The following is a 16,115-nucleotide window of genomic DNA, read 5'->3' as shown; positions in this document are numbered from 1 at the left end:
AAAATCTAACTCAGGCACACTTAGACTTTTCTTATTTTCGTACAACGGAACAAAAATTACTTCGGCTTTGCGCAAGAAGCCACTCACAGACCTACAACACACCATTTGGGCGGGCGATTTATTTCATAAACAAATCATCATTTGGACAAACGATTTTCCATTCTGTGACAGAAAAATGAAAGGAAACCTTGGAAACCGCATAGAAAATTTCGTAATTTTTCGGGACAAATCCTCCATATTATAGTATAATAACGGTACTAAAGTAATATAAACGAAAAATACACTGGAAAAGGAGAATAATTATGATGAATCCGGCTTCAATTATGAAAATCATGAATGCAAAAAATAAATTCACGGCAAATCATCCGAAATTCGCCGCATTTTTAAATGCAGTATTTTCGACCGGCATCACGGAAGGAACCATTATTGAGATCACCGTGACAAAGCCCGGAGCAGAACCGATCACAACAAATATGAAAGTGCAGCAGTCGGATCTCGACCTGTTACAGGAATTACAGGAAATTGCAAAAATGTAAAAAGAAAAGGAGAAATATATGTTAGGGAAAAAACTTTCTTATCAGATCAATAGCAGTACGGTAGAGTTTGAATTTGAACATGGAACGGCATATGTCACAGCAGTTACGGATACGATCATGAATGTATTTGTTCCGTATCAGTCAAAAGATCACCGCTCAAAGGCAATCGAAGGAGATAAAAGACAGAATGTTTCCGTAAAAGTCTCTGAGGAGAACGGAGCAGTACAGATTAAAACAGATAAACTGACAGCAGAAGTACATGATGATTTTCTCATTGATTTTTATAAAGAAGACGGTACACTTTTATGCGAAGATTTCAGGGGAGAGCGAAAGAAAAAAGCAAGATTAAGTGATGAAGCACTTGCAACTTTAGAATCTGAAGGACATGCTGTCTCTGCAGATGGTGAAAAAGAAGATCCTGTCATGGTCATAAAGAAGATGGACGGAGATGAAAAATTCTATGGGCTTGGAGATAAGACAGGCGTTTTAAATAAAAGAAACTATGAATATGAAAACTGGAATTCTGATCTTCCGCAGGCGCACACGGACGATTTTAAGGCATTGTATAAATCAATTCCATTCCTGATCACGTTAAAAAAGACAGGTGTATTTGGAATGTTTTTTGACAATACCTACAGATCCCATGTTAATCTCGGAAAAGAGAATGATGCATACTATTATTACAGTGCAGAGAACGGAAATCTCGATTACTATTTTATTTCCGGAGAGAAAATGACGGATATCGTGGAAGGTTATACCTATCTGACCGGCAGGACACCATTGCCGCAGTTGTGGACGTTAGGACATCATCAGTCGAGATGGGGATATCTGTCCGCCGAGGATATCAGACGTGTGGCGCATAAATACAGAGAACTACAGATACCGTGCGATACGATTCATTTTGATATCGATTATATGGATGGTTATCGCGTATTTACCTGGAATGAAAAGGATTTTGGAGCACCGGGAGAAATCATAAAAGAAATTGCAGAGGATGGTTTTAAGGTTGTCTGCATCATCGATCCGGGTGTGAAATTAGATCCGGGATATGCAAAATATGATGAGGGAATTGCGAATGATTATTTTGCAAAAACACCGGAAGGTGAAGTATACGTTAATGAAGTGTGGCCGGGAGAGGCTGTGTATCCTGATTTTGGAAAACCGGATGTCAGAAAATGGTGGGCGGACAATCAGAAGTTTTTAGTTGATCTTGGTGTACGTGGAACATGGAATGATATGAACGAGCCTGCAAGTTTCCGTGGAGAACTTCCACAGGATGTAGTATTCACGGATGAGGATCAAAAAACGGATCATGCAGCAATGCATAACGTTTATGGTCATCTGATGTCAAAGGCTACCTACGAGGGATTAAAGGAAAATGATAAAAGAAGACCGTTTGTCATCACAAGAGCATGTTATGCAGGAACGCAGAAATACTCTACGGTATGGACAGGGGATAACCAGAGCCTCTGGGCACATCTTAGAATGGCAGTCCCACAACTCTGCAATCTCGGTATGAGTGGAATTGCATTTGCAGGAACAGACGTCGGCGGATTCGGAGCAGACTGTACACCGGAACTGATGTGCCGCTGGGTTCAGGTTGGTGCATTTTCACCACTGTTCCGTAACCATTCTTCCGTGGGAAGTACATACCAGGAGCCATGGCAGTTTGATGAGAAAACGCTTCGCATTTACCGCAAATTTGTAGAATTAAGATATCAGCTGCTTCCGTATCTGTATGATCTGTTCCACGAGTGTGAACTGACGGGACTGCCGGTTATGCGTCCGCTGGTTCTGCATTATGAAAATGATCCGGAAACATGGAACTTAAACGGTGAATTTTTAGTAGGAGAGAATCTTCTTGTTGCACCTGTTTTAGAGCAGGGAGAGACAAAGAAGATCGTATATCTTCCGGAAGGTACCTGGTATGATTATGAGACAAAGAAACCATATCAGGGAAAACAGTATTACATGGTGGATGCACCGCTTGATACCTGTCCGATGTTCGTGAAAGAGGGAGGAATGATCCCGACTTATGAACTGGCACAGTATGTTGGTGAAAAGCCGTATGATACCTTGAAAATGCGCATATATCCGGGAGATGGAACATACCTGCATTACCAGGATAACGGAGAGGATTTTGCTTATCGTGATGGTGCTTATAATGAGTACATGTTTACGCATAAGGGAAATGAAAAAGAGGCATCCGTACAGATGAACAAAGAAGGTTACACAAAATACAAAAATATTCTTTTTGAGTAGGATTTATGGTATGGCTGATGACACAAAAATATTCCTTAAGCATATGATATAGAGATGTTAGTGACAGGAGTAATGTGTGGACTATAATCAGGAACAGTTTTTCCGTATGCAGATGGATGTACCCAAAATGCCATTTTACATGAGTTATCCGATGCAGAATCTGTATCTTACGGAAATGGAATATGAAAAAGATATGGAACGCATGAAAGAGCTTTATCCGAAAGAGGTAAAGACGATCCTTTCTTACGTGGAAGATGAGTGCGATAAAATGGAGTATGAGGGAAGCCTGATGTTTGACGAATATCCGGATCGTCTGATGTTAGAGCAGGTGGCAGAGCGGATTTACCGTAAGGTGGCAGGAGAAGAAAATAATGTTGAGGCAGAACAGTACTGGGGTGGAATGAATCCACCGCCAGGACCGGGAATGCCTCCACCGCCGCCACCAGGACCGGGGATGCCGCCTCCACCGCCCAGAGGACATGATGATATGAGGAGTCTGATCGGGGTATTATTAAATAACGAGATGTATAAACGGCGCTGCAGACACAGAAGATGCAGACGCTGGTGGTAAAATAGCTGATGCAGGAAAAAGGGCAGGTACCTCGATGTGAGGTGCCCTTTTTTTGTGTAATAGGAAAATTCGTTGAAAGTGCCTATTACATAAAAAGCCCTCCGGGCAGGATTCTTTCTTACTTGATATCTTAAATTTTCTAAAAGAATCGGCAATAGGCATTGCGGATTTGAAAAAAAATGCATACAATATAGCTATCGCTTTTTTTGCGGTTTAACAGAGAAAATATATTTCATTCACATAGAGCAAGGAGATAATATCGTGCAGAAAGGTGCAATTAAGGCAGTCGTACTGACCGTCATTTTTTTTGTGGCGGTCGGAATATTTAGTATGATGACAAATCATGTCAATGAAGATCTGACAACAGAAATGAAAAATGCTACGTTACCGGTTATTTCATTAGAGAGCAGCGAACAGGAAATCAATGAATTACATGGATATCGTACAAAAATGAATGCCGCAAGCATGCGCGATACGATCACGCCGATCGGAAAAGACAGAAAACTCCCGGTTACAATTCAGACGTATGAGACGAGTATAGATGCTATATCTTATGAAATACGGAGTCTTGATGGGGAGAGACTGATCGCTAATGCAGATGTCAGTTCCTACGATGAAAAAAAAGGTATGATCAGAGCGGAACTGGAAATTCAGAATCTTCTTCAGGAGGGGGAAGAATATTTACTGCTCATTAATTTAGAGAGCGGGAATGATGTGATCTATTATTATACAAGAATCGTGGAGATGCAGAATGCGCATATAGATGAATCCCTGAAATTTGTTAAGGAGTTTCATAATACCACATTTAATAGTGAAACGTCGGGAACGTTGTCAACGTACATGGAAAAAACGACCGGGGATAATACCACCTTACAGTTTGTTTCGTTAAATTCTTCGTTGAAACAGCTTGCCTGGGCAGATTTTAACGGAGAGCAGTTAACGACACCAGTGCCATCGATAAAAGAGATCACAGATACTTATAATGTGATCGTGCTGGATTATGTTGTAACGAGTATCGGGGAGGACGGCGAGAGCGAATATTATAATGTAGAAGAATATTATCGTGTGCGTTATACGAGCAGCCGTATGTATCTGCTTAATTTTGAACGCCGTATGAATCAGATCTTCCGTGGGGAAAATGCCAACTTTTTTGATAATTATATTGAGCTTGGAATACGTTCGGGAAATGTGGAGTATCAGGCAAATGAGACTGGGACTACAGTAGCCTTTGTACAGGAGGGGGAGCTGTGGAGCTATAACGAGACAGAAAATACGCTTGCAAAAGTATTCAGTTTCCGCGGATATGAAGGAATTGACAGCCGCGAAAATTATGGCGAACATGATATCAAGATCGTCCGGATTGATGAGGCAGGGAGCCTTGATTATATCGTGTATGGTTATATGAACCGCGGAAGCCACGAGGGGGAAGTGGGAATACAGGTAAATCATTATGACAGTCTTTCAAATACAAATGAAGAACTGGCATTCATTTCTTCCGATAAAGCATATGAAGTTATGAAATCAGAACTTGGTCAGCTGATGTATGTGAATGAGGGCGGAGAATTATATCTGATGGTGGACGGCAGTGTATATGGGATAGATCTTAGTACATTGGAAATGAAAGAGCTGATAAAAGGACTGGATAAGGAAATATATGCAGTTTCGGAATCTGACCGCTATTTTGCATGGACAAAAGGCAGCCAGAATGGACAGAGTGATACGATCTGTCTCATAAACTTTTCGAATGAAAAAATAACAACGATAACAGAAGGAAGCAGCAAATATGTAAAACCGCTTGGATTTATGGGAGATGATTTTGTATATGGTGTAGCGAATGCTGCAGATGTATCAACAGAAGCTGCCGGGAATGTTATTTTTCCGATGTATCAGATTAAAATTCTGGATGTGTCGTCCGATGAACCATCTGTGTTAAAAACTTATGAAAAAAATGGTTATTATGTATCAGGTGTTGATATTGATGATTATACTATGTATTTAAACCGCATCCAGTATAATGGAACCGCCTATGTTGATGCAGATCAGGATATGATCATGAACAGGGAGGGAGATGGAAATAAAATTGTTTCCATTGTAAGCAGTAATTCCGACAGCAAAGAAACCCAGTTTGAAATATCTCTGCCGGAAACTGTAGGGGCGAAGGCTCCGAGGCTGCTTACTCCGAGAGAAACCATATTAGAGCAGGAGCGTACACTCACACTTGAGGATAAGGGTGATAGTAGGAAATATTATGTTTATGTAAAAGGTGATGTGGTCTATACCACAGATCAGGTGGCAGATGCGATCACAAAAGCGAATGAAAATATGGGAGTTGTGGTAGGAAAAGATCAGGAATATATCTGGAAACGTTCCAGAGATGCGATCAGACCGGCTCTTTCCGATATTGCGGTTGGCGCGGAAGATGCATCCTCTAACAGTATTGCGCAGTGTATCAATGCAATGCTTGAAAAGGAGGGAATTAATATCAGTGTAAGTGCATTGATCGCAGGCGGAGAAACACCAAAGAATATTCTGAGCAATACCATGAAAGATGCAAGAATTTTAGATCTGACAGGATGCAGTGTGGAGGAAGTCCTTTACTATGTAAGCTGTGGAAATCCTGTATTTGCGATGACGGGAAGCGATGAAGCGGTACTTGTGGTAGGCTATGATGCCAATAATGTCATTATCTTTGATCCGTCAACCGGAAGTAATTTTAAGCAGAGCCTGACAGATGCGGATGAAGTTTTTAAGGAAGCCGGAAATGTATTTTTCACATACCTCAAGTAAAAGAACAAAAATGCGGATATACAGACACATTGTAAGTATATATACATGAAAAAAACGAGAAAACTGCATAAAAAAACAGTGCTTCCATAGAATAGTTCGTTGAACTTTAACAGATTTAAGTGAGACGTATTGCAAATTAAAGTCGAATGGGTTATATTTTGAGAAGTACTTGAAAAGAGGAAGAGGATGAATATGAGCAGAAAAGAAGTAGTGGTTTCGAATGTTTCTAAAGAACACGATAATCCGATTGCAGAACTGGTTCAGGTGGCATGCCGCTATGACAGTGAGATTATCCTTGAGAGCAATAACCGCCGGATCAATGCAAAGAGTATCATGGGAATTATGGCATTTAATCCTTCAAAAGGTATGACTGTCAATATCGTTGCAGAAGGAAGCGATGAAGAAGAAGCATTAGACGCAATGGAGAAGTTTTTAGTTTGTGAGTAATTTTTGTTGAGGAGGGAATTCATTATGGCAAAAGAAACTATAGCAAAAAATAATGCAACAAAAACTAATGTTGTAAAAACAGCAGAGCCAAAGGCAAACGAAAAGCAGGCAGAAGTATTGCAGGCAGCAAAGAATGTGGCAGCAACAGCAAAAACAGTTGTAAAAGAATCTGCAACTGAGGTAAAAGCAGCAGTAGCTGAGAAAACAACAGCAGTTAAAGAAGCAGTAGAAGAAATGACAGCAGCAAAGGCTGCATCGTCAACAAAACCAGTTGTCGAGAAAAAGGAAACAGCAAAACCTGTAAAAGAGAAGAAACCTTCAAGAGCAGCAAAGAAAGCGGCAGCGAAAGCAGCAAAGGAAGAATTAGTTCCGGAAGTATTTATTCAGTATCAGGGAAATGAAGCGATCGTTGCAGATGTGATCGAGAAAGCAAAAAATGAGTTTGTTGCAGAGGGTCACAGAGCATCATCTATCAAGAGTCTTCAGGTATATTTAAAACCGGAAGAATTTGCAGCATATTATGTGATCAACCAGAAGTTTGCAGGAAGAGTTGATTTGTTTTAAATAAGTCTGTAAGACACAAATACATAGAAGTGAAATAGAAGGAACCGATGTACCAAAAAGTACTGAGGTTCCTTTTTTAATTCATGATCATGGAATGAAGGTATCCTGTTATTTGTAAAGAAAAGCCGGCACAAAAAGTACCGGCTTTTGAAAAGTATTTCAGGATTATTTCTGCTCTGCTTTGTATTTGGATACCAGACGTTCGATTCTGTCATACGGGTTTAACAGATCGCTGATGGAAGAATCATGGTTTAAGGTATCAATGATATAAGCGATGTATTTACTCATATCACAGCTGATGTAATAAGGTTTGGATAAGAGCTCAGGTGTCTGATAAGTAAGGTTTGTAGTAACGACTTTGTAGATGATACCATCAGCAACTGCCTGATCAAATTTTTCTAAACCGTTTGTGAAGAGTCCGAAAGTTGCAACAACGAAGATACGGTTTGCTTTACGTTTCTTTAATTCAGTTGCAACATCGATCATACTTTCACCGGAAGAGATCATGTCATCAATAATGATAACGTCTTTTCCTTCCACGGAGGAACCTAAGAATTCATGTGCAACGATCGGGTTACGTCCGTCTACGATACGGCTGTAATCACGTCTCTTATAGAACATACCGACATCTAAACCGAGAACGCTTGCAAGATATACAGCACGGTTCGTACCGCCTTCATCCGGGCTGATTACCATCATATGATCAGAATCGATCTTTAAGTCAGTCACTTCACGCAGGATGCCTTTTACAAACTGGTATGCAGGCTGTACAGTTTCAAAGCCTTTTAATGGAATTGCATTCTGGACACGTGGATCATGAGCATCAAATGTGATGATGTTGTCTACACCCATTGCAGTCAGTTCCTGTAATGCTAAAGCACAATCTAAGGATTCGCGGGAAGTACGTTTGTGCTGACGGCTTTCATATAAGAAAGGAATGATGACTGTGATACGTCTTGCTTTACCGCCAACGGCTGCAATGATACGTTTTAAGTCTGCATAGTGATCATCCGGTGACATGTGATTTTCATGACCGCATACAGAGTAGGTAAGGCTGTAATTTGTCACATCGACCATCAGGTACAGATCGTATCCACGAACAGATTCTTTGATTACACCTTTTGCTTCACCGGTTCCGAAACGCGGAACAGCGGTAGAGATGATGTAAGAATCGCGGCGGTAATCCTTGAAGGCAAGATCAGATGCATGCTGATGCTGTCTTTTTTCTCTCCAGCCGACCAGATACTTGTCTACTTTCAGACCAAGCTCTTTGCAGCTCTCAAGCGGGATCAGACCAAGTGCTCCATCAGGTAAGGTTTCTAGGTTTCTTTCATCGTTTGGCATTGAATGGTTCCTCCATAAAAATTTGTTTACATGTATTTCAATAGATTGCTCTAATTGAAGGCAGAAAAAGTATCGTGTGTCTGTTGCAATGATTAACGTCTCCGCTTCTGCATCCTGATATCTTCCCCGAATAATTTGATCAGAACATAATTATCCATGATTCTCGATAAGATTCGCTCCGAATACAGATCGGTAAGCTGTGATAATCCGAGATTTGTGGAAATGATGGTTGATTTCCGGTGCAGGATTCTTTCGTTTAAACATAAAAACAACTGGGAAGTTGTAAAAGAATTTGTAAGCTCTGTGCCAAGATCATCTATGATCAGAAGATCGCATGTAAAAATATTTTCATTTGCGGCAATCGCATCTTCATCTTTTGCAAATACACCCTTGCTTAATATATCAAATAATTGGAACGCCGTAAAGTAAATTACAGAATGACCGTGATCCATCAGCTCTTTCGCAACGCAGTTTGACAGAAAAGTTTTGCCGATACCGGTATCTCCGTAAAAGTAAAGATTGGAAAATGTATCATCAAAGTGATCGATAAAGTCGTGACATTTTGCGACAGCATCTTTTGCGGTTGCCAAAGATGATAACCCGGTTGCAGGATTTATGTCTTTATCAGAATAATAGTCAAAAGAAAATGTGGAAAAATTCTCACGGAGCAGGATGCTTTTTAAATTCGACTGGGTATAGACCAGATCGATCGCAGCCTGTGTAAAACAGTGGCAGCGTTTCCCGTCGATAAAACCGGTGTCCTTACAATCCGGGCATTCATAAGAAGTCTCCAGATAATCAGCAGAAAGCCCTGCTTTTTTCAGAAGATCCTTTTTTTCACTGCGGTAGGAGGCAATCTGTTCTTTCAGGGTATTAAGAGCCATGGTATCACCGTCTAAGAGCTTTTTTGCCTGTGCAACGGAGCAGGTCGCAATGGCATCATCGATCTCACGGAGACGTGGGATCTTGATGTAGGCATAACGGGTCCGTTCTTCCCTGTCATGTTCATTTTTTAACTGTCGGGCATCATATGCCCGTATGATCTCGTCATATTGCGAATTTGTCAGAGGCATGTTCTTATCCTAATCTCCATTTTTGCCTGTTTTAGTATGAAGACAATGTTTTCACACTACTCTATGGTATCAATGTTTTGAATTGGTTGTCAGTAACATTTTTTCAAGCTCATCATATTCATAGGAACGGTGTCCGATGTTGTTGAACTTATTTTTTGAACCAGCCGCTTCCTGTGCGGAAGTCTTTGCACGTTCTTTATGTTCAAGATTTAAACGTTTTACATCTTCCATGGTATGTACGTTTAATTTACGCCAGTTCGAAAGCATTTTATCCGTGTAAGGAAAACTCGGCTGATGGATACTCTGTATGGTCTGCTGACATGCCGCACAGATGATGTCGATGGAAAAACCATACTCGGAACGCCATTTTTCAATGAAGTCTGTTTCAGATGGAACGAGATTCCTTCCGGTAATGCCAAAGGAACGCATTACTGCATAATAAGCCGGACTGTGGATCTTTGCTTCCTGTTTGGCGGAGGTTACAGTCCGGATACCGCTTTCTGCCCATTTCAACGCCGTAGCTTCGATGTAGCGGATCGCAGTATGGTTTTTGCTTACGCAGTATTCCACCAGATATTCGATCAGATCCGGTGAAAAAGAAAGTTCTTCATATAAATACAAAAGCGTGTTTGTATCAGTCTGGCTGAGAGGGCGTCCGAGATAGCGTTCTGTAATAAAAAGAAGTTCTGCTATCTGGTCATTTTCCTGAAACTGCTTTAATTCATCGCGGGTGTAATCCCTCTTTGGAGGAAAATTTTCCGTATCTGCAGAAGAAATACCATCATCATCTGAGGAGGTGTATTCGTCTGCAGATGATGAAATGCTGTTTGAGTCGGGTGCCTCTGCGGCAGATTCATTTTCTGAAAATTCGCCGGTTACATCAGTTTTATCCCTGGATGCAGAATCAATAAGGCACACACCGGTTAAGTTATGATCTGTATCGTATTCCAGACGCAAAAGATGCATGCGTTCCCAATAACTTAAGGCACGTTTTACATCTTTTTCTGTGTGTTCGAATTTATCTGCAATGGAAGAAATCGAAAAAGCGGAATCCGGGGCATTCATCAGACGCAGCAGGTACAGGTAGATCTTTACAAATTCTCCATTTGCGTCAGACATATATTCATCAATAAAAATATTCGATACACTCGTGGCAGAAGATGCGCTGTCACTGTGGATTAGTATTTTAGCCATGAAGGAAACCCTCTTTCGATAATATTCTAAAAGTATAAGCATAAATATTTGCTGCGCCACAAATTATAGCATAGGAAAAGAAAAAAGAGAAGAACAATTTTGAATACAAATGCTGTAAAATCAAGGGTTAAGGGGAATGTGGATAATGTGGATAAAAAGTGAATACATAAAAAAACGAAAGTGATGGCAACTGTGACAAAATACAGAAAACAAGGGACATGAAAGAAAACGGAACAATAAAAGAGGGATATGTTATGTCAACAAAAAAAATCCACATTCAATGGTTGAAGTTTTCCCCAATCGAATGTGGATAATGTGGATAACTTACCTGCCAAGAAGGTGTTCACCCACGTTTACGATATCTCCGGCACCCATAGTTATCAACAGATCACCGTTTATACATTTTTTCAATAAAAATTTCTCGATTTCTTCAAAGGAAGGGAAATAATAACATTCTGTTCCTTTGTCTTTTAATTTTTCAAGGATATCTTTCGAGCTGATTCCGTAAGTATTTTTCTCGCGGGCAGCATAGATATCTGCAAGAACGACTACGTCAGCCATGGAAAGCACATCTGCAAAGTCATCTAAAAATGCTTTTGTCCTGGAATAAGTGTGCGGCTGGAAAGCTAAGACCAGACGTTTGTGCGGATAATTCTTTGCAGCAGTTAATGTTGCACGGATCTCTGTCGGATGATGCGCATAATCATCAATGATAGTAACGCCATCCACACATCCTTTATATTCAAAGCGACGGTCTGCACCTCCGAAAGCGGATAAACCGGCGAGGATCGCATCCTTTGAAATGCCAAGGTCAAGTGTAAGTGCAATCGCTGCAAGCGCATTTGAGATATTGTGCATGCCTGGAACATGCAGTTTGACATCCATGACCGGAGAACCGTGATGCATAGCTGTAAAGGAAGCACATGCTGTCTCATCAAATGTAACATCGGACGGATAATAGTCGCAGGAGTCATTCAGACCGAAAGTGATCACCTTGGGATCTAAACCATCTGTAAGCTCGGTGTAATTTTCAATTTCACCGTTGATAATGATCGCACCGTCTTTTTTTGTATTTCCTGCAAATTTTCGGAATGAATTGCGGATGTCCTGAATATCTTTAAAGAAGTCAAGGTGTTCCGCTTCCACGTTTAAAATGACACTGTAGCGTGGATAAAAATGAAGAAAACTGTTGGTATATTCGCACGCTTCGGATACAAAAATATCGGACTTGCCTACTTTTATATTGCCGTCGATGGCTTTTAAAATCCCACCCACGGAAATAGTAGGATCTGCATTTGCGGCAAGAAGGATCTGACTGATCATGGATGTGGTCGTCGTTTTTCCGTGGGTACCGGCAACGGCGATGGAATTGTTGTAATTGTCCATGATCTGGCCAAGCAGTTCTGCACGGCTTAACATTGGGATGCTGCTCTCTTTTGCGGCCGCGTATTCCGGATTGTCTTCACGGATGGCTGCGGTGTAGACGATAAGATCAATGTCATCGCTAAGGTTTTCAGCCTTCTGACCGTAAAAAATACGGGCACCCATGTGCTCTAAATGTCTGGTCAGTCTGGATTCCTTTGTGTCAGATCCTGAGATGGTAAAATGTTCTTCTAAAAGTATCTCAGCAAGACCACTCATGCTGATACCGCCGATCCCGATGAAATGGATGTGCAGCGGCTGGTTGAAATTGATTTTATACATTTATTGATACCTGCCTGTTTTATTAATAATTCTGTTTGTTTCATTATACCCGTATGGAATCAATTTGCAAATTCTTTTGAGGAAAAATCTTTTCGACAGAAAAAAAGAATTGTAGATAAAATTTTATCAATTTGTGCAATGTGTCAAAAATATGTAAAATCGATAAAAAATATTGTGAAAAATGATGTACATGAGATTTGAAGTGTGGTATAATTAAAAATACCAAAAGGAATAGATTGACTAGAAAGTGACGAGAGGTGATTGACGTGATTCGAAAAGAAATGATAGCCATGCTATTGGCTGGAGGACAGGGCAGCCGTCTTGGAGTGCTTACAGCAAAGGTTGCCAAACCCGCAGTTGCGTTTGGAGGAAAGTATCGTATTATCGATTTCCCACTCAGCAACTGTATTAATTCAGGAATTGATACCGTTGGTGTTCTGACACAGTATCAGCCGTTACGTTTAAATACCCATATCGGAATCGGTATTCCGTGGGATCTTGACCGTAACAATGGCGGTGTAACGGTGCTTCCACCTTATGAGAAGAGCAATAACAGCGAGTGGTACAGTGGAACAGCAAATGCAATCTACCAGAATATGAATTACATGGAGAGCTACAATCCGGAATATGTCCTGATCTTATCAGGTGACCATATTTATAAGATGGATTATGAGGTAATGCTCGATTTCCATAAAGAAAATCATGCAGATGTAACGATTGCAACAATGCCGGTACCGATCGAAGAAGCAAGCAGGTTTGGAATCGTGATCGCGGATGAAAATAAAAAAATACAGGATTTTGAGGAGAAACCGGCAGAGCCGAGAAGTAATCTTGCATCCATGGGAATCTATATTTTCAGCTGGAATGTTTTGAAGGAAGCATTACATGCCATGAAAGACCAGAGTGGCTGTGATTTCGGCAAGCATATTATTCCATACTGCCATGAGAGAGGAAAACGTCTTTTCGCCTATGAATTTAATGGTTACTGGAAGGATGTTGGAACCTTAGGCTCCTATTGGGAAGCCAATATGGAACTCATCGATCTGATCCCGGAGTTCAATCTGTATGAAGAATACTGGAAGATCTACACAAAGAGCGATATCATTGAACCGCAGTATCTGTCAGAAGATTCTGTGGTTGAGAAGAGTATTATCGGTGAGGGATCTGAAATATATGGAGAAGTGCACAGTTCTGTCATCGGTGCAGGTGTTACGATCGGTAAAGGCAGTGTAGTAAGGAATTCAATAATTATGAAGGGGACACAGATTGGTGAAGGTGTCACGATAGATAAGTCAATCGTTGCAGAAAACTGCCATATTGGTAACAATGTGGTGCTTGGAGTCGGTGAGGAAGCACCGAACAAGCTGAATGCAAGTATATATTCTTTTGGTCTTGTAACAATAGGTGAAGATTCCGTGGTGCCGGATGGCGTTCAGATAGGAAAGAATACGGCAATTTCCGGAGTTACGGAAAAAGAAGATTATCCGGATGGAATTCTTGGAAGCGGTGAAGTAATTATTAAGGCAGGTGACTCAGAATGAAGGCAATAGGTATTATTTTAGCTGGCGGTAATAACAGCCGTATGCAGGAACTATCCAATAAAAGAGCGATTGCAGCAATGCCTGTCGGAGGCAGCTATCGCAGCATTGATTTTGCACTCAGCAATATGAGTAATTCGCATATACAGACAGTTGCAGTACTGACACAGTACAGCGCCAGATCCTTAAATGAGCATCTGAGTTCCTCAAAATGGTGGGATTTCGGAAGAAAACAGGGTGGACTGTTCGTATTTAACCCGACAGTTACGGTTGATAACAGCTGGTGGTATCGCGGAACGGCAGATGCCATGTATCAGAATATCAGCTTCTTAAAGAAACGCCATGAACCGTATGTCATCATTACGAGCGGTGATTGTGTTTATAAGATTGATTACAATAAAGTACTTGAATATCATATCGAAAAGAAAGCGGATATCACGGTAGTGTGCAAAGATATGGCACCGGATGTGGATGTAAGCCGTTTTGGTGTGGTACGGATGAATGAAGATTCCAGGATCGTAGAATTTGAAGAGAAACCGATGGTATCCCAGTCTAACACCATTTCTACCGGTATTTATATCGTGCGCAGAAGACAGTTGATCGAGATGTTAGAGCGCAGTGCAGAGGAAGGACGCTGGGATTTTGTTACGGATATTCTGATCCGTTATAAGAATATGAAGCGTATCTATGGTTACAAGATGAAAGAATACTGGAGCAACATCGCAACTGTTGAGTCTTATTACCAGACAAATATGGATTTCCTGAAACCGGAGGTACGCAGATACTTTTTCCATGATGAGCCGAAGATCTATTCAAAGGTTGATGATCTCCCACCTGCAAAATATAATGCAGGCTCTGATGTGCGGAACAGCCTGATCGCGAGCGGATGTATCGTGAACAGCAAAGTGGAAAATTCTATCCTGTTCAAAAAAGTATTTGTTGGCAAGAACTGTGTAATTAAAAACTCTATTATCTTAAATGATGTATATATTGGCGATAATACACATATCGAGAACTGTATCGTGGAGAGCAGGGACACATTGAAAGCAAATACATATTATTGTGGAGACAATGGTATCAAGATTGTTTCTGAGAACAATGAGCGCTACGTGTTGTAAAAATGCATTTTCGGGACAAGGGTAAAACAACTTAAAGGGGGACATAAGACATGCAGATAACGGACGTGAGGATCAGAAAAGTAGAAAAAGAAGGCAAGATGAAAGCGGTAGTTTCAATCACGATCGATGAAGAGTTCGTGGTACATGATATCAAGATCATTGAAGGGGAAAAAGGTCTTTTTATTGCAATGCCAAGCCGCAAGGCTGCGGATGGAGAATACCGCGATATTGCACATCCGATCAACTCTGGTACAAGAGAACGGATTCAGAAACTGATCTTGGAAAAGTACGAGGAGACATTAGCTGCTGAGGAGTAAGGAGCTTTTGGCAGCAGGTCTTTGAGGAAGATTGTTGTGTCGGCAGAATAAAAAGAATGAGCGGCTGTAACAGGGGATTGTTGTTACAGCCGCTTTTTGGTGTGCGTTAAACAGTTGATTCGCCAAATGATGGTTTGTGGGTGATATGCGTCGCCCGTCCAAATGGTGTGTCGCAGGCTTGTGAGTGGCATCTTACGCAAAGCCGGAGTTAATTTTGGTTCCGTTGTACGAAAATAAGAAAAGTCTAAGTGGGTCTGGGTTAGATTTTCTCGGAGTGACGTGACCGGCAACAACGAGTCATCCATGACTCGATGCTGCCTTGTTCTGCCATCCGTGGCAGAACATCACTGTGTACCTATAGACACACTAAGATTTTCTAATTTTCCCCCAAAGTCAAAAAATTACTTCGACTTTGCGCAAGATGCCAGCCGTCAGGTTATGAACACCATTTGGGTGGGCGGTTCATCTCAAAACTGGGGGCGTAGGTGCGAATTTTTGATATTTGCTTGAATGAAAATATGCTTAAAATGCTAATGTGCTGTATCATTAATATTCATCCTAAGGAATTGCTAGAATTTTTATCTGCTGCATTGCATAATACGGATTACTTGGCAAATTGCCAGACCAAATAACACAGAATATTTTTTCAAATGTGTATGG

Annotated in this window: 14 protein-coding genes; 10 read left to right on the top strand and 4 right to left on the bottom strand. The window is 41.0% G+C overall.

The window, feature by feature from the left end; genetic code table 11:
* The 7 genes from DXA60_RS19005 to DXA60_RS17410 form a co-directional block, all read left to right on the top strand.
* On the top strand, nt 1–244 hold a 244-nt coding region (locus tag DXA60_RS19005), incomplete at its 5' end, for a hypothetical protein (protein ID WP_207661934.1).
* A gap of 58 nt (nt 245–302) precedes the next feature.
* A complete protein-coding gene (locus DXA60_RS17435; RefSeq protein ID WP_186899309.1) occupies nt 303–536 on the top strand; it encodes a hypothetical protein in 234 nt (77 codons plus the stop codon).
* 18 nt (nt 537–554) lie between these two features.
* The gene (locus DXA60_RS17430) at nt 555–2,798 is read left to right on the top strand and encodes a glycoside hydrolase family 31 protein (RefSeq protein ID WP_117922563.1); all 2,244 of its coding nucleotides are present in this window, start codon (nt 555–557) and stop codon (nt 2,796–2,798) included.
* Nucleotides 2,799–2,874: 76 nt separating this feature from the next.
* Complete coding sequence (locus DXA60_RS18940) at nt 2,875–3,369, top strand: hypothetical protein (RefSeq protein WP_199536247.1); 495 nt, start codon at nt 2,875–2,877, stop codon at nt 3,367–3,369.
* A gap of 261 nt (nt 3,370–3,630) precedes the next feature.
* Nucleotides 3,631–6,156 (top strand): hypothetical protein, encoded by a 2,526-nt coding sequence (locus DXA60_RS17420; protein WP_117922561.1) that lies wholly within the window; start codon nt 3,631–3,633, stop codon nt 6,154–6,156.
* A 192-nt stretch (nt 6,157–6,348) separates the two neighbouring features.
* A complete protein-coding gene (locus DXA60_RS17415) occupies nt 6,349–6,603 on the top strand; it encodes an HPr family phosphocarrier protein (protein WP_015560179.1) in 255 nt (84 codons plus the stop codon).
* Between the two features lie 24 nt (nt 6,604–6,627).
* A complete protein-coding gene (locus tag DXA60_RS17410) occupies nt 6,628–7,167 on the top strand; it encodes a DUF6465 family protein (protein WP_117922560.1) in 540 nt (179 codons plus the stop codon).
* A gap of 165 nt (nt 7,168–7,332) precedes the next feature.
* On the opposite strand, the gene DXA60_RS17405 is transcribed toward DXA60_RS17410, so the two are convergent.
* The 4 genes from DXA60_RS17405 to murC all read right to left on the bottom strand — a co-directional run bounded on the left by DXA60_RS17405 (nt 7,333) and on the right by murC (nt 12,482).
* The gene (locus DXA60_RS17405; protein WP_117922559.1) at nt 7,333–8,511 is read right to left on the bottom strand and encodes a ribose-phosphate pyrophosphokinase; all 1,179 of its coding nucleotides are present in this window, start codon (nt 8,509–8,511) and stop codon (nt 7,333–7,335) included.
* Nucleotides 8,512–8,603: 92 nt separating this feature from the next.
* Nucleotides 8,604–9,584 (bottom strand): ATP-binding protein, encoded by a 981-nt coding sequence (locus DXA60_RS17400; protein WP_117922558.1) that lies wholly within the window; start codon nt 9,582–9,584, stop codon nt 8,604–8,606.
* Nucleotides 9,585–9,653: 69 nt separating this feature from the next.
* Nucleotides 9,654–10,778 carry a DnaD domain protein gene (locus tag DXA60_RS17395; protein WP_117922557.1) on the bottom strand — a complete coding sequence of 375 codons (1,125 nt, stop codon included), beginning with the start codon at nt 10,776–10,778 and terminating at the stop codon, nt 9,654–9,656.
* A 324-nt stretch (nt 10,779–11,102) separates the two neighbouring features.
* The gene (gene murC / locus DXA60_RS17385) at nt 11,103–12,482 is read right to left on the bottom strand and encodes a UDP-N-acetylmuramate--L-alanine ligase (RefSeq protein ID WP_117922556.1); all 1,380 of its coding nucleotides are present in this window, start codon (nt 12,480–12,482) and stop codon (nt 11,103–11,105) included.
* Between the two features lie 266 nt (nt 12,483–12,748).
* On the opposite strand from murC, the gene DXA60_RS17380 reads away from it, so the two are divergent.
* Genes DXA60_RS17380 through spoVG form a run of 3 tightly spaced genes read left to right on the top strand, consistent with a single transcriptional unit; the run spans nt 12,749 to nt 15,455 of the window.
* Nucleotides 12,749–14,023: a glucose-1-phosphate adenylyltransferase gene (locus DXA60_RS17380; protein WP_182438857.1), complete on the top strand. Its 1,275-nt coding sequence runs from the start codon at nt 12,749–12,751 to the stop codon at nt 14,021–14,023.
* Nucleotides 14,020–15,138 carry a glucose-1-phosphate adenylyltransferase subunit GlgD gene (gene glgD / locus DXA60_RS17375; RefSeq protein ID WP_006856279.1) on the top strand — a complete coding sequence of 373 codons (1,119 nt, stop codon included), beginning with the start codon at nt 14,020–14,022 and terminating at the stop codon, nt 15,136–15,138. Before DXA60_RS17380 ends, glgD begins: the two co-directional genes overlap by 4 nt.
* 50 nt (nt 15,139–15,188) lie before the next feature.
* Nucleotides 15,189–15,455: a septation regulator SpoVG gene (gene spoVG / locus DXA60_RS17370; protein ID WP_117922555.1), complete on the top strand. Its 267-nt coding sequence runs from the start codon at nt 15,189–15,191 to the stop codon at nt 15,453–15,455.
* Nucleotides 15,456–16,115: the final 660 nt, after the last annotated feature.

The organism is Roseburia sp. OF03-24 (genome assembly GCF_003463035.1).
Classification (GTDB): domain Bacteria; phylum Bacillota; class Clostridia; order Lachnospirales; family Lachnospiraceae; genus Roseburia; species Roseburia rectibacter.
Note: the sequence above shows the minus strand (reverse complement) of the source record. Positions and strands in the feature narration are given on the sequence as shown.